This is a genomic window from Streptomyces griseorubiginosus, from assembly GCF_036345115.1.
Taxonomy (GTDB): domain Bacteria; phylum Actinomycetota; class Actinomycetes; order Streptomycetales; family Streptomycetaceae; genus Streptomyces; species Streptomyces griseorubiginosus_C.
Genome location: NZ_CP107766.1, coordinates 6,672,040 through 6,686,138 on the forward strand (window position 1 = coordinate 6,672,040; position 14,099 = coordinate 6,686,138).

Genomic DNA, 14,099 nt, shown 5'->3' on the forward strand with positions numbered 1-14,099 from the left:
GGGGGAGCACGGGCCGCCCTTACATACGGATTCCTGCGTGGCGCTGTTCAACGGGTGTGAAAGAAGTGTGAGTTCGGGAACCCCGGTCCCGGACTCGGCGTCTTACCAGGTCAGGCGTCGAACGAGTGGATCGTCGTGGTCCTGTACGTCTGGCCGGGACGCAGCACCGTCGAGGGGAACGACGGGTGGTTCGGCGAGTCCGGGAAGTGCTGCGTCTCCAGGCACAGCGCGTCCCCCTGACGGTACGTGTGGCCGGAGGGGCCGACCAGGGTGCCGTCGAGGAAGTTGCCCGAGTAGAACTGCAGCCCGGGCTCGTTGGAGGCGATCTTCAGGGTACGGCCCGAGTGCGGGTCGCGCAGGGTCGCCACGTGCTCCGGCTTGGCCGTGATGCCCTTGTCCAGGACCCAGTTGTGGTCGAAGCCCTTGGCGGTGACCAGCTGGGGGTGCCCGGTGCGGATGTCCCGGCCGATCGCCTTGCCCTTGCGGAAGTCGAAGGGGGTGCCCGCGACCTTCGCCAGCTCACCGGTCGGGATGAGGCCCGAGTCGGTGGGCGTGTAGCGGGAGGCGGCGATCTTCAGCTCGTGGTCCTCGATGGTGCCGGTGCCCTCGCCGCCCAGGTTCCAGTACACGTGGCTGGTCAGGTTGACCACGGTGGCCTTGTCGGTGGTGGCCTCGTAGTCGATCCGCCAGTCGCCGTGCCGGGTGAGGGTGTACGTCACCTTCACCTTGAGGGTGCCGGGGTAGCCCATCTCGCCGTCGACCGAGGTGTAGTACAGGTGCAGGCCGACGTCCGTGCCCTTGGTGAACGGCTCGACGTCCCACACCCGCTTGTCGAAGCCCTGGGTGCCGCCGTGCAGGCTGTTGACCCCGTCGTTGACGGAGAGCTGGTAGCTCTTGCCGTCGAGGGTGAACTGCCCCTTGGCGATGCGGTTGCCGTAACGCCCGATCAGCGCGCCGAAGTACGGGGTCTTGGCGACGTAGTCCTCGATGTTGTCGAAGCCCGCCGAGACGTTGGCGTAGTGACCCCTGCGGTCCGGGATCTCCAGGGACTGCACGACGCCGCCCCAGGAGAGGACCTTCAGGCGGGTGCCGCCGTTGGCCAGCGACCAGATGTGGACCTTGGTGCCGTCGGCGAGCTTTCCGAAGAGCTTCTTGGTCGGCTTCTTGCTGCTCGAGGCTTCGGCGGTGCCCCCGAGAGTGGTGGCGGCGATGCCCGCGGCCGCGGCACCCGCGATGACCGTGCGTCTGTTCAGTTCCATCTAGCGGCTCCTGTGAAGGAAGCGGGCCCCGCCGGTTGTTCCGACGGGGCCCGAGAGATGTGTTACGAACCGGACTTGCGCTTGTTCCAGACGTCGAACCCGACCGCGGCCAGCAGGGCGAGGCCCTTGATGACCTGTTGCCAGTCGGTGCCGACGCTCAGGAGGTTCATACCGTTGTTCAGCACACCGAGGACGAGACCACCGATGATCGCGCCGAGGACGGTACCCACACCGCCGCTCATGGACGCGCCACCGATGAACGACGAGGCGATCGCCTCGAGTTCGAAGTTCAGGCCCGCCTTCGGGGAGGCCGCGTTCAGGCGGGCGGCTACCACCAGACCCGCCAGGGCCGCGAGCACGCCCATGTTCAGGAAGACAAGGAAGGTGACCTTCTTGTCCTTGACGCCGGACAGCTTCGCGGCCGGCAGGTTGCCGCCGATCGCGTAGATGTGCCGGCCGAAGACCGCGTTGCGCATGACGTAGCCGTAGCCGACCACCAGCGCGCCCAGGACGATCAGGATGATCGGCGCTCCCTGGTAGCTGGCGAGCAGCATCGTGACCGCGAGGATCGCCGCGGCGATCGCGACGAGCTTGAGCAGGAAGGCGTTCCTGGGCAGCACGTCCAGCGCGAACTCCTGCTGGCGCTTGCGGTCGCGGACCTCCTGGTAGATCACGAAGGCCAGCAGCGCGAAGCCCAGCAGCAGGGTGAGGTTGTGGTAGTTGGTGTCCGGGCCGACCTCGGGCAGGAAGCCGTTGCCGAGCTTCTGCAGACCGTCCGGGAACGGGCCGAGGGTCTGGCCCTCCAGCAGAATCTCCGTCAGACCGCGGAAGAGCAGCATGCCCGCCAGGGTCACGATGAACGACGGTATGCCGAGATACGCGATCAGATAGCCCTGCACCGAGCCCGCGACCGCGCCCACCACCAGGGTCAGCACCAGCGCGATCGGCCAGGCCACGTCGTGCTGCACGGTCAGCACGGCCGCGAAGGCGCCCACGAACGCGGTCAGTGAACCGACCGACAGGTCGATGTGCCCCGCGATGATCACCAGCATCATGCCGATCGCGAGGATCAGGATGTAGCTGTTCTGGAGCACCAGGTTGGAGACGTTGCGCGGCAGCAGCAGGTCGCCGTCGGTCCACACCGCGAACAGCGCGACGATCAGGCCGAGCGCGATCAGCATGCCGTACTGCCGCATGTTGCGGCGCAGTCCGCCGACCATCAGCTGGAGCAGGCCCTCACCGGAGGACGACCCCCCGCCCTTGCCCGGCGGCGCCGCGGCCGGAACCTTCGTCACATCGGTGCTCATCGCGTTACCTCTTTGTCCTTCGTCATCTGGCGCATCAGCACTTCCTGCGTGGCCTCGGCCCGCGGGACCTCACCCGTGAGCCGTCCGGCGGCCATGGTGTAGATGCGGTCGCACATCCCGAGCAGCTCCGGCAGCTCGGAGGAGATGAAGACGACCGCCTTGCCCTCGGCGGCCAGCTGGTCGATGACCGTGTAGATCTCGTACTTGGCGCCCACGTCGATACCGCGCGTGGGCTCGTCCAGGATCAGCACCTCGGGACCCGCGAAGATCCACTTGCTGAGGACGACCTTCTGCTGGTTGCCGCCGGACAACCGGCCCACCGTCTCGAAGACGGTCGGGGCCTTGATGTTCATCGACTTGCGGAAGCGCTCGGCGACCTTCCGCTCCTCGTGCTCGTCGACCACACCGCGCTTGGCGACCTTGTTCAGGGCCGTCAGCGAGATGTTCCGGTTGATGTTGTCGATGAGGTTGAGGCCGTAGTGCTTGCGGTCCTCGGTGACGTACGCGATCCCGTGCTCGACCGCCTCCGCGACGGTCTTCGTACGGATCTCCTCGCCGTCCTTGAAGACCTGACCGCCCGCGTGCCGGCCGTAGGTGCGCCCGAACACGCTCATCGCGAGTTCGGTGCGCCCCGCGCCCATCAGGCCCGCGATGCCGACGATCTCCCCGCGCCGCACATGGATCGACACGTCGTCGACGACCTTGCGCTGCTGGTCGATCGGGTGGTGCACGGTCCAGTTGCGGATCTCGAGGGCCGGTGCCGCGTCCTTCTCGCCCTCGTACGGAGTGCGCTCGGGGAAGCGGTGGTCGAGGTCGCGGCCGACCATGCCCGAGATGATCCGGTCCTCGGTGGTCTCCGGGGCCTTCACGTCCAGGGTCTCGATCGACTTCCCGTCGCGGATGATCGTGACCGAGTCGGCGACCCGGCGGATCTCGTTGAGCTTGTGGGAAATGATGATCGAGGTGATGCCCTGCTTCTTCAACTCCAGGATGAGATCCAGGAGTTTGCCGCTGTCCTCGTCGTTCAGAGCCGCGGTCGGCTCGTCGAGGATCAGCAGCTTCACCTTCTTCGAGAGCGCCTTGGCGATCTCCACCAGCTGCTGCTTGCCCACGCCGATGTCGGCGATCCGGGTCTCCGGGTGGTCGCTCAGACCCACCCGGCGCAACAGCTCGGTGGCGTGCTTCAGCGTCTCGTTCCAGTTGATGAACCCGCCGGAGGCGTGTTCGTTGCCGAGGAAGATGTTCTCCGCGATCGACAGGAACGGCACCAGGGCCAGTTCCTGATGGATGATCACGATGCCGTGCTGCTCGCTCGCGCGGATGTCCTTGAAGGAGACGATCTCTCCCTCGAAGAGGATGTCGCCCTCGTACGTGCCGTGCGGATGGACGCCGGAGAGCACCTTCATCAAGGTGGACTTCCCGGCGCCGTTCTCACCGCAGATGGCATGGACCTCGCCCTGACGGACGGTCAGAGTGACGTCCGACAGCGCTTTGACGCCGGGAAAGGTCTTGACGATCGAGCGCATTTCCAGGACGGGTCCCGCCATGGTCGTGCCTTTCAATCAGGGGGAATTGGGCCGACGGATGAGCGCTGACTAGTTGAGCTCGCTCGCCTTGTAGTAGCCCGTGTCGACCAGTTCCTTGGTGTAGTTCGTCTTGTCGACGCTCACCGGCTGGAGCAGGTAGGCCGGGACGACCTTGGTGCCGTTGTCGTACGTCTTGGTGTCGTTGACCTCGGGCTTCTTGCCGTTGAGAACGTCGTCCACCATGGTCGAGGCGACCTCGGCGAGCTTGCGGGTGTCCTTGTAGACGGTCTGCGTCTGCTGGCCCGCGATGATCGACTTCACCGAGGCGAGCTCGGCGTCCTGGCCGGTGATGACCGGGATCGGCTTGCTGCCCTTGCCGTAGCCGTCCGACTTCAGGGCGGCGAGGATGCCGATGGAGATGCCGTCGTACGGCGACAGGACCGCGTCGACCTTACCGCTGGTGTAGGTCGAGGTGAGGATGTCCTCCATGCGCTTCTGGGCGGTGGCGCCGTCCCAGCGCAGGGTGGTGACCTGGGTGAGCTTGGTCTGGCCGGACTTGACCACGAGCTTCTTGCTGTCGATGTACGGCTGGAGCACGCTCATCGCGCCACCGAAGAAGTACTTGGTGTTGTTGTCGTCGTTGGAGCCGGCGAACAGCTCGATGTTGAAGGGGCCCTTGCCGCTCTTCAGGCCGAGCTTGTCGACGATGTAGTTGGCCTGAAGCTCGCCGACCTTGGTGTTGTCGAAGGACGCGTAGTAGTCGACGTTCGGCGTGCCGAGGATCAGGCGGTCGTAGGCGATGACCGGGATCTTGGCGTCCTTGGCCTGCTGGAGCACGTTGTTCAGGGACTTGTTGTCGATCGCCGCGACGATCAGGCCCTTGACGCCCTGCGTGATCAGGTTCTCGATCTGCGAGACCTGCTGGTCCGGGTCGTCCTCGCCGTAGACGAGCTTGGTCTTGTAGCCCTTGGCCTGGAGGTTCTTGACGACGTTGTTGCCGTCGGCGATCCAGCGCTCGGAGGACTTGGTCGGCATCGCGATGCCGATGGTGCCTCCCTTCGCGCTTCCGGTGGATTCCTTGCTGCCGCCCTCGCTGTCCTGGCCGCAGGCGGTGAGGGTCAGGGCGAGGGAGGCGGCGCCGGCTATGGCGGTGAGTGCGGCTCGACGAGTACGCATGATCATCATCCTTGATGTCGGGACGGGCTCGGTCTGGTGGTGCGAGGACACTCTGGCAAGGAGGTGCGGGCTCTGACCGAGGAAAGGTGTGTTGGATTGTGTGTGGCTGCGTCGTGTTTTGTGAAGGGGCGTTGCCCGGAACGTTATGAGGGTGTTCCGAACCGTTGCAGTGCGCCCGGCAGCCGGGAGCCGAGCGGCGCCATGTCGCCGTCCGCTCCGTGCCGGGCGAGCAGATCCAGGGCGAGCCGCCCCCGCCGCACCCGTTCCCGGGCCGTGTTCAGGGTGAGGTCGCGCAGGTGGTGGCCGTAGGGGTAGATCCCCGGGGCCTTGGACAGGCCGAACTTGAGGTAGAGCGGTGCGCCGCGCCGGATCAGTTCGGCGACCTCGTACATCCGCACATAACCGCCGAGGTCGTCGGGCGCCTCGATGTACATGTCCATCGGAGCGGCCGACACCCGCCGGATCTCGGTGAGGTGATCGAGCGTCAGATCGCTGGGCACGTTGATGGAGTCGGCGCCCAGGTTCTCGTAGACCGCGAACGCGGCCGGATTGACCGGACCCACGAGCGCGCTCAACTTCAGTGTGGTGTCGGCCGGGAGGAGCCCGGAGGTGCGCGCCCGGTGCAGGGTCCACAGCACGCCCTCGTCGGCCACGAGAAGGCACTTGACGCCCAACTCCGTTGCCCGGACGGCGTCTTCGACACAGCCGGCCACCGCGTCGAGTCCGCGGGCCCGCAGACCCCCGCCGCGCGAGTCGGTGCGCACCGAGCCGCCGATGTCCCAGGTGCCGCGAGGACCGGTGAACAGGCAGAGCTCGATGTCCCGTTCGTTCGTCCCCTCGACCATCTCCGTGATCTCGGCGTCGGTCAGCATCCACACGCCACTGCCCTGGCTGATCCGGTGGATCGGCACGTCCAGCCGCGAGGCTTCCTTCAGGACGACGGCCAGCGCTTCCGGACCCTCGCACGAGGGGATCTCGGTGCGCCACCGGCCGCCGCCGGGGAAGGCGTGCGGCGAGGCGTCGGCGGGATCGGGGGCGGGCGAGCCCAGGCCGAGCGCGGTGAGGGCCGGCTCACCGGGTCTGCGGGCCGCCGGAGCGGATGCGTCGGTCGTCACGTGCTGTCCTTCGTGTTCGATATGTCGGACAAGGTTCGCGGCTCAGGTCGTGCGGGGTGTGGGGTACGCCGGTACGGGGTGGTCAGGTCACCCCGTACCGGCGTACGTCTAGGGGCGGAGCAGCACCTTCCCGACCATCGGATCGCCGGACCCGACCAGCTCGATCGCCTCCGGGAACTCGTCCAGCGGCAACTCGTGCGTCACCAGCGGCAGAAGATTCAGCGCACCGGCGCCGAAGACCCGCACCGCGTGCGCCCACGCGTTCGGCGGGGCCCCGAAGACGGCGCGCACCTCCAGCTGCCGTACGACCAGGTCCGTCGGGTCGAGACCCTCGGCGCCCGGCGCCGGGATGCCCGTCAGGACCAGGCGTCCGCCGCGCCGGAGCAGCGAGGCCGCGGTGCGCGCGGCGGACGCGGACCCGGCGGTCTCGATGACGACGTCGAAGTCGTGGGGGAGCTCCTGGTCCTTCGTCCGGAAGACGTCGGCGCCGAAAGCTTTCGAAAGCCCCGCCCGGTCCGGCCGGGTGCCCACCATGAGCAGCTCGCCCGGCGAGTACGCCTTCAGGAACTGAACGGCGAGCATCCCGAGCGTCCCGGCCCCCACCACGGCCACCCGCTCGCCGGGCAGGGGGTTCACCTTGAGCACGGCGGAAGCGATGCAGGCGGCCGGCTCCAGCAGCGCCGCGGCCGTCAGGTCGGCGTTGTCGGGCAGCACATGGAGCAGACGCGCAGGCAGAGTGAGGGTGGGGGCCATCGCACCCGGCTGGGTGAACCCGGTCTCCTCGTACCCGGCCGCGCACAGGGTCGTCTCACCCGCGTGGCATCGCTCGCAGACCTGGCAGTTGCGGAAGCCCTCGCCCACGACCTTCCGGCCGACAAGAGTCGAAGGCACCGCCGCACCCACCGCCTCGACCGTCCCGGACCACTCGTGGCCGGGGGTGAGGGGATAGCGGACATATCCCTCGGGCCGGTTGCCCTCGTACACCTCACGGTCGCTGCCGCAGATCCCCACGGCGTGGACGCGCACCAGCGCCTCCCCGGCCGCGGGCTCACGAGGCGTGTGCTCGTCGAGCCGGTGCTCGCCGGGCGCCTCGATGACGACCTGAGAGCTCACAGGGTGCCCTTCGGCTTGCGCTGCTCCCAGCCCTCGGCCCACAGGTCGAAGCGCGCCTGCTGCTGGGGGAACTCGGCGGCCGCGTCCACGTCCAGCTCGACGCCGAGACCGGGCGCGTCGGAGAGGTGGAAGTAACCGTCCACGACCTGCGGGGCGCCCTTGACGACCTTCTTGATCTCCGCGTCGGCGAAGTCGTTGAAGTGCTCCAGGATCTTGAAGTTCGGGGTGGTGAACCCGACCTGGAGGGAGGCGGCGGTCAGCACCGGCCCGCCGACGTTGTGCGGGGCGACCAGCATGTAGTGGGTCTCGGCGGTGGCGGCCAGCTTCCGGGTCTCCCAGATGCCGCCGATGTGGCCGACGTCGGGCTGGATGATGTCCACGGCCTGGCTCTCGAAGAGCTCGCGGAACTCGATGCGGTCGTGGATCCGCTCACCGGTGGCCACCGGGATGTCGACCTTGGCGGCGACTTTCTCCAGCGCCTTCAGGTTCTCCGGCGGCACCGGCTCCTCCAGCCACGCGGGCTTGAAGGGCGCGAGGTCCTTGGCGAGGCGCACGGCGGTCGCCGGCGAGAACCGGCCGTGCATCTCCAGCATCAGCTCGGCGTCCGGGCCGATGGCGTCCCGTACGGCCTCGATCAGGGAGACGGCGTACAGGCTCTGCTCGTGGTCCAGCTCGAAGTGGCCGGTGCCGAAGGGGTCGATCTTGAGCGCCTTGTAGCCGCGCTCCATCACGCCGAGGGCGGCCTTGTGGTACGCCTCGGGCGTCCGCTCGGTGGTGTACCAGCCGTTGGCGTACGCCTTGACCTTGTCGGTGACCTTGCCGCCGAGGAGCTGCCAGACCGGCACGCCGAGGGCCTTGCCCTTGATGTCCCAGCAGGCCATCTCGATCACGGCGATTCCGGACATCACGATCTCGCCGGCCCGGCCGTAGTCGCCGTACTTCATCCTCTTGACGAGGTCCTCGACAGCGAAGGGGTCGGAGCCGAGAATGTGATTGGCCTCGGCCTCACGCAGGTAGCCGATCAGCGCGTCGGTGTGTCCCAGCATCCGGGTCTCGCCGACTCCGGTGATGCCGTCGTCGGTGTGCACCAGGACGTACGTCAGGTTGCGCCAAGGCGTCCCGACCACGTGTGTGCTGATTCCGGTGATGCGCACGGCGGTTGCCCCTCGTTGCTTCGTCGGCTCAGTGACGCTGTTCGAAATTTCGTCATACGTTCGAAATGCTGACGTGACAGTAAGGAGGGGGTGAGGGGAGTGTCAATGGGGCGCACGCATAACGGTTTCGACACTGCTTTCGACACGGCTTTCGGAGGCGGTTTCGGGGAGATCGGGAAGGATGCCCGAACGGTCCCCGGTGAAACCCTCAACTCGCCACGCCGTCGCGGGTAGTTCAGCACACAACCTTCACAGGTGCGACTATGAAAGCCACGTGAGAGGAACTTAGTCTTCCCGCGACATGGACTACTGCGACCCGTGCCGACGGCACCTCAACGGCGCCCTCGCCTGCCCGGGGTGCGGCACCTCGATCGAAGACCTGCGCGCGAGCGCCCCGCGCGTGCCGCCCCAGGCCCACCCGCAGAATCCTTCACCCACCCCGGCGTACGTGACGTACGGCACGGAGGCGCAGTACACCACCGGCTCCCACGCGGGCGCGTATACGACCCATGAGGTGACGGCCGGGGCGTACGCGAGCAGCGGATACGGGGCTCAGGGGACTGCCGGGTACAGCCCGAGCACGGAGACGGGCCCGCACGCCTTCGCCTCGTACGGCGGGAACGCCGGGGGCGGCGAGGCCGGCGCGGCTTACGGCGGCGAGGGCGTCCACGGCGGGGGACAGGGCGGCACGGCCTACGGGGCGCAGGGTGATTCTTCTTACGGCGGCGGCGGCCACGGCGACGCCCCGTACGCGAGCCCCTCGGTGGCCGGCGGGGCCGGCGTGGGCCACGGCCCGGCTCACGTCGGCGGGGGCTCCGGTTCTGGCTCCGGCTCGGGCTCCGGCGCCGGTCAAGGCCAGGGGTTCGGCCCTGGCCAAGCCTCCGGTGGCGGCCTCGGCCAGGGTTCCGCCGGCGGTCAGGGTTCAGGCCAGGGTCCCGGCCCCGGGCAAGCTCAGGGTCCCGGCCCCGGCCACGGTTCCGGTGGCGGCCTGGAGCAGGGTTCGGAGGGCGGCCTCGGTTCCGTGACCGACCCTGGCGTCGCGGCCGGTTCCTCCGCTGCCGGTGGGGACCCCGCGAGCGGCACCCCTGCCGACGCGGCGGAGCCGACCGGTCGGGCCTCACGGCGGCGCGCGCGGGGCCGGGGCGCCGAGGACGCACAGCGCACCGACGGCACCGACGACGCCCCCGAGGGTGACGACGGGCAGGGCGGCTACGACGGGGGCGACGAGTACGGCGAGGACGACGAGGGCCCCGACGCCTCCGCCGCCGGCGCGAGCCGACGCGATCGCAAAGCCGCCGCCCACCGCCGACGCCGCCGCAGGACCCTGCTCATAGCCGCCGGCTTCGTGCTCGCGGCCGGCGGGCTGAGCCTCGCGGAGCTCGGCATGGACGCCCCGGGATCCTCCCCCAAGCCGGCCGCGGCGGGCGACGAGTCGGCCGAGGGCGGGGCCTCCCCGGAAGTGAGCGAGTCGGCGTCCACGGCCACCGGCTCCGGCGGAACCGTTCCTTCGGTGTCCCCCTCGTCAAAGGCCTCCGCATCCCCGTCGGCGTCGGCGTCCAAGAGCGAGGACGCCGACGCGAGCAAGAGCCCCGATGCGCAGTCGGCGACCACGAGGGCGCCGGGCGCGTCGACTCCGACGGCTACGGCGACGGCCACGGGCGGGGGGTCGACCCCCACGGCCGCCCCCACCACGGCTGCCCCGAGCCCGGACCCGTCCCCGACGGAATGCGAACGCTTCCTGTGGTGGTGCACCTAGCCGAGTTCTTCGGCCGCGGCCCGGTGGGGCCTGGTCGCGCAGTTCCCCGCGCCCCCGGGGTGGGCGCAGTCGGAGCATGCCCAGCTGTACCCACCGCTTTCAGGGGCGCGGGGAACTGCGCGACCAGCCCCCACGGACCCGCACCCGGCACCGCACAGCACCCCGCACCCCCGACGCCGCTAAACCTCCAGCATCCGCCGCAAGAAGTCCCGCAAGGACTCCCGCTCGCCCGCCGACAACCCCGCCAGCGGCTCCCGGGCGAACCGCAGCCCCTCCCGCAGTGACCGGGCCACCCCCAGTCCCGCCTCCGTCGCCACCGCCACCTTCACCCGCCGGTCCGCCGGATCCGGCCGCCGCTCCACCAGCCCGCGCGCTTCCAGCCGGTCCACGATCCCGGTGACGTTGGACGGCTCACACTTCAGTTTCTGGGCCAGCTTGCGCATGGGCAGCGGCTCCAGGGACAGCAGACTCAGCAGCCGCGCCTGCGCTCCGGTGAGGGCGTGCTCCGCGGCCGCGTCCTCGTAGTCCGAGTGGAAGCGGGCCACCACGTCCCCGATGAGCTCCACGACTTCCATGGTCAGCGGGTCGGGCCGGGTCTTGTGAGGAGTGGACATGCCCTCCAGCGTACCCCGTTACTTGACAACCTGAAATATTCAGAGGCATGGTTGTTTCAGGTACTGAAGTAAATCGCACTGAAGTGAACCCGAAAGGCTCTGTCATGATCAACCGCGAATGGCACCTGCTCAGCCGTCCCGTCGGCTGGCCCAAGCCCGAGGACTTCGCCCTGGTCGAGGCGGAGGTCCGGCAGCCCGGCGAGGGACAGGTCCTGGTGCGGAACAAGTACCTCTCGGTCGACCCGTACATGCGCGGCCGCATGAGCGCCGCGAAGTCGTACACCGCCCCCTTCGAGCTGAACAAGGCCATGCAGGGCGGCGCGGTCGGTGAGGTCATCGCCTCCAACGCCGAGGGTGTCGCCGTCGGCGATCACGTCCTGCACTTCGGCGGCTGGCGCGAGTACGCCACCTTCGACGCCCAGCAGGCCGTCAAGGTCGACGCCGACGCCGCGCCCCTCTCCACCTACCTCGGCGTCCTCGGCATGACCGGCCTCACCGCCTACGCCGGCCTGCTGCGCGTCGCCTCCTTCAAGGAGGGCGACTCGGTCTTCGTCTCCGGCGCCGCGGGTGCCGTCGGCAGCCAGGTCGGCCAGATCGCCAAGCTCAAGGGCGCCTCCCGGGTCATCGGCTCGGCCGGCTCGGACGAGAAGGTCAAGCTGCTCGTCGAGGAGTACGGCTTCGACGCGGCCTTCAACTACAAGAACGGCAAGGTCAGCGACCAGCTGCAGGAGGCGGCGCCGGACGGCGTCGACGTCTACTTCGACAATGTCGGCGGAGACCACCTCGAGGCGGCCATCGGCTCCCTGAACCAGGGTGGCCGGATCGCGGTCTGCGGCATGATCTCCGTCTACAACAACACCGAGGCGGCCCCCGGCCCGCGCAACCTCGCCCGCCTGATCCAGACCCGCGGCCGCATCGAGGGCTTCCTGGTCGGCGACCACTACGACCTCCAGCCCCAGTTCGTCTCCGAGGTCGGCCCGTGGGTGGCGTCCGGGCAGCTCAAGTACCGCGAGACGGTCGTCGAGGGCATCGAGAACAACCTGGAGGCGTTCCTCGGCGTCCTGCGCGGCGACAACACCGGAAAGATGATCGTCAAGCTGTGACCCTGTGCTGGACTTCCGGCATGCGATAACTTCTTTCCGAATCCCGCCGTCGATCGTGGGCGCGAGTCGCGGTGGACCGAGGAGGAAGACAACCGCATGCCGGAAATCCAGCAGTCCGACGTCCTGTACACCGCCGTCGCCACCGCCGAGAACGGCCGCGACGGCCGGGTCGCCACCGACGACGGCAGGCTCGACCTGGTCGTCAACCCGCCCGAGGAGATGGGCGGCAGTGGCCACGGCACCAACCCCGAGCAGCTCTTCGCGGCCGGCTACAGCGCCTGCTTCCAGGGCGCCCTCGGGGTCGTCGCCCGCCAGGAGAAGGCCGACATCTCCGGCTCGACGGTCACCGCCAAGGTCGGCATCGGCAGGAACGCCGACGGCTTCGGACTGGTCGTCGAGATCTCGGCGACGCTCCCGAACACCGACGCGACCACGGCCCGGGCCCTCCTCGAGAAGGCCCACCAGGTCTGCCCGTACTCGAAGGCGACCCGCGGGAACATCTCCGTGACGCTTGCCTGACGGCACTCGTTGGTCGTACAAGGCGCGGGCGGCACCCCTGGACGTGGGGTGCCGCCCGCGCTCGTGTCACACCGCCCGTCCTCGTGTCACACCGCCCGCCGCCCGCCCGTGTCACACCGCCAGCGCCGCCCGGTGTACGGCCCTGACGAGCCGCTGGTTCTCCGGCGCCGCCCCTCCCGGGAACGCCATCCGGCGGCGGGTGTAGCCGTAGGCCAGGCCGCTGCGGGGATCGGCGAAGGCCTGCGAGCCGCCGGCGCCGCTGTGCCCGAAGGCGCCGGCGCCGAGGAACGGGTGGGTCATGTCGGCCGTGGCCTGGAAGCCCAGCCCGAAGGACCGGTGGGCGCGGGAGACCAGGTCGTAGCCGATGGAGTGGATCTGGCCCACCTCCGCGATGGTGTCCGGCTTCAACAGGGGCGGCCGCTCGGCGACTTCGCTGATCGCCGCCGCGTACATCCCGGCCAGACCGCGCGCCGCCGCCACTCCACCCGCCGAGGCCGGCCCCTTCGCGCGCACGGCACGGGAGTTGGCGTGGTCGAGCAGCTCCTGCGGTTCCGCCGCCTGGAGGTTGAAGGCGATCGCGGTCAGGGTGTGCGGCCCCGTCGGCGTCGCGTCGAGCAGGGCCTGCTGCTCGGCCGTCGCGTCCATGGGCTGCACGGAGCGGAAACGCGGCTCCAGGGACGCGGGCAGCCCCAGGTGGAAGTCCAGACCGTACGGCGCCCGGATCCGCTCCTCGTACACCTCCTGGAGGGTGCGGCCGGTCGCCCGCCGGACGATCTCACCGGTGAGCGCGCCGATGACGTAGGCGTGATAGCCGAAGGCCGTGCCCGGCCGCCAGAACGGCTTCTGGTCCGCGAGCCGTTCCGCCATCGCCCGGTCGTCCGCCAGTTCCTGCGCGCTGAAACCGCCGTCGATGCCCACCACACCGGCCCGGTGCGCCAGCAGGTCGCGCAGGGTCAGCTGGGCTTTGCCCTCGGCCCCGAACTCCGGCCAGTAGTAGGTCACTTTGCGGTCCAGCTCCAGCGTGCCCTCCTGGACGAGGAGCGCCACCACCAGATGCGCGGCACCCTTGGTCGACGAGAACACGCCGTAGAGGGAGTCGGGCCGGGTGTCCGCGCCGGCCCACAGGTCGACGACCCGCCTGCCGTGCACATAGGCACACAACTGCCCTTCGTAGTCGGGCCGTTCGCCGGCCACGAAAGCGGCGAACTCCTCGCGCACCGCCTCGAAGCCGTCCGCGACGGTGCCGTGGATCTCCTGCGTCATCCGCTCTCCTCAACTTCAGCCGCTGCTCGCGTGCGCCAGGGTGGAACAGGCCCGACGGCATGCGGACCAGCGGGATCCCGGTGGCGTACGACCGCTCCCCGCGCACCACGCCGTCGCCGTCCACCGGCTCCACGGCCGGCCTGCCCGCTCGTGGTGTGCACACGTACCTCCTCCGGAGCTTCCTGAGATCGGTA

The 14,099-nt window shown here is 69.2% G+C and carries 12 protein-coding genes; 3 read left to right on the forward strand and 9 right to left on the reverse strand.

The window, feature by feature from the left end; translation table 11 throughout:
* Nucleotides 1-110: 110 nt before the first annotated feature.
* The 7 genes from OHN19_RS30165 to OHN19_RS30195 form a co-directional block, all read right to left on the reverse strand.
* A complete protein-coding gene (locus OHN19_RS30165; protein ID WP_330267208.1) occupies nt 111-1,259 on the reverse strand; it encodes an aldose epimerase family protein in 1,149 nt (382 codons plus the stop codon).
* A 62-nt stretch (nt 1,260-1,321) separates the two neighbouring features.
* Nucleotides 1,322-2,566: a multiple monosaccharide ABC transporter permease gene (gene mmsB, locus OHN19_RS30170; protein WP_330267209.1), complete on the reverse strand. Its 1,245-nt coding sequence runs from the start codon at nt 2,564-2,566 to the stop codon at nt 1,322-1,324.
* Nucleotides 2,563-4,113 (reverse strand): multiple monosaccharide ABC transporter ATP-binding protein, encoded by a 1,551-nt coding sequence (gene mmsA, locus OHN19_RS30175; protein WP_123760490.1) that lies wholly within the window; start codon nt 4,111-4,113, stop codon nt 2,563-2,565. The genes mmsB and mmsA overlap by 4 nt, the downstream gene beginning before the upstream one ends.
* A gap of 48 nt (nt 4,114-4,161) precedes the next feature.
* Complete coding sequence (gene chvE / locus OHN19_RS30180; protein ID WP_330267210.1) at nt 4,162-5,268, reverse strand: multiple monosaccharide ABC transporter substrate-binding protein; 1,107 nt, start codon at nt 5,266-5,268, stop codon at nt 4,162-4,164.
* Between the two features lie 143 nt (nt 5,269-5,411).
* Entirely contained in the window at nt 5,412-6,383 is a 972-nt protein-coding gene (locus OHN19_RS30185) for a hypothetical protein (RefSeq protein WP_330267211.1), read from the reverse strand.
* 108 nt (nt 6,384-6,491) lie between these two features.
* Entirely contained in the window at nt 6,492-7,496 is a 1,005-nt protein-coding gene (locus OHN19_RS30190) for a zinc-dependent alcohol dehydrogenase (RefSeq protein ID WP_330267212.1), read from the reverse strand.
* Entirely contained in the window at nt 7,493-8,650 is a 1,158-nt protein-coding gene (locus OHN19_RS30195) for a mandelate racemase/muconate lactonizing enzyme family protein (RefSeq protein WP_330267213.1), read from the reverse strand. The genes OHN19_RS30190 and OHN19_RS30195 overlap by 4 nt, the downstream gene beginning before the upstream one ends.
* Before the next feature lie 301 nt (nt 8,651-8,951).
* Between OHN19_RS30195 and OHN19_RS30200 the strand changes: the two genes are divergently transcribed.
* Nucleotides 8,952-10,406: an SCO2400 family protein gene (locus tag OHN19_RS30200; RefSeq protein WP_330267214.1), complete on the forward strand. Its 1,455-nt coding sequence runs from the start codon at nt 8,952-8,954 to the stop codon at nt 10,404-10,406.
* Nucleotides 10,407-10,585: 179 nt separating this feature from the next.
* On the opposite strand, the gene OHN19_RS30205 is transcribed toward OHN19_RS30200, so the two are convergent.
* Entirely contained in the window at nt 10,586-11,020 is a 435-nt protein-coding gene (locus OHN19_RS30205; RefSeq protein WP_330267215.1) for a MarR family winged helix-turn-helix transcriptional regulator, read from the reverse strand.
* A 104-nt stretch (nt 11,021-11,124) separates the two neighbouring features.
* Between OHN19_RS30205 and OHN19_RS30210 the strand changes: the two genes are divergently transcribed.
* A complete protein-coding gene (locus OHN19_RS30210; protein ID WP_330267216.1) occupies nt 11,125-12,123 on the forward strand; it encodes an NADP-dependent oxidoreductase in 999 nt (332 codons plus the stop codon).
* Between the two features lie 96 nt (nt 12,124-12,219).
* The gene (locus OHN19_RS30215; RefSeq protein WP_330267217.1) at nt 12,220-12,642 is read left to right on the forward strand and encodes an organic hydroperoxide resistance protein; all 423 of its coding nucleotides are present in this window, start codon (nt 12,220-12,222) and stop codon (nt 12,640-12,642) included.
* 111 nt (nt 12,643-12,753) lie between these two features.
* Here OHN19_RS30215 and OHN19_RS30220 read toward each other — a convergent pair whose 3' ends face one another.
* Nucleotides 12,754-13,905 carry a serine hydrolase domain-containing protein gene (locus tag OHN19_RS30220; RefSeq protein ID WP_330267218.1) on the reverse strand — a complete coding sequence of 384 codons (1,152 nt, stop codon included), beginning with the start codon at nt 13,903-13,905 and terminating at the stop codon, nt 12,754-12,756.
* Nucleotides 13,906-14,099 lie beyond the last annotated feature (194 nt).

Excerpts from the sequence above, each read along its gene's own strand:
- mmsA (WP_123760490.1), bottom strand. The coding sequence starts at position 4,113 with ATGGCGGGACCCGTCCTGGAAATGCGCTCGATCGTCAAGACCTTTCCC.
- OHN19_RS30210 (WP_330267216.1), top strand. The coding sequence starts at position 11,125 with ATGATCAACCGCGAATGGCACCTGCTCAGCCGTCCCGTCGGCTGGCCC.
- mmsB (WP_330267209.1), bottom strand. The coding sequence starts at position 2,566 with ATGAGCACCGATGTGACGAAGGTTCCGGCCGCGGCGCCGCCGGGCAAG.
- OHN19_RS30165 (WP_330267208.1), bottom strand. The coding sequence starts at position 1,259 with ATGGAACTGAACAGACGCACGGTCATCGCGGGTGCCGCGGCCGCGGGC.
- OHN19_RS30200 (WP_330267214.1), top strand. The coding sequence starts at position 8,952 with ATGGACTACTGCGACCCGTGCCGACGGCACCTCAACGGCGCCCTCGCC.
- chvE (WP_330267210.1), bottom strand. The coding sequence starts at position 5,268 with ATGCGTACTCGTCGAGCCGCACTCACCGCCATAGCCGGCGCCGCCTCC.
- OHN19_RS30220 (WP_330267218.1), bottom strand. The coding sequence starts at position 13,905 with ATGACGCAGGAGATCCACGGCACCGTCGCGGACGGCTTCGAGGCGGTG.
- OHN19_RS30205 (WP_330267215.1), bottom strand. The coding sequence starts at position 11,020 with ATGTCCACTCCTCACAAGACCCGGCCCGACCCGCTGACCATGGAAGTC.
- OHN19_RS30215 (WP_330267217.1), top strand. The coding sequence starts at position 12,220 with ATGCCGGAAATCCAGCAGTCCGACGTCCTGTACACCGCCGTCGCCACC.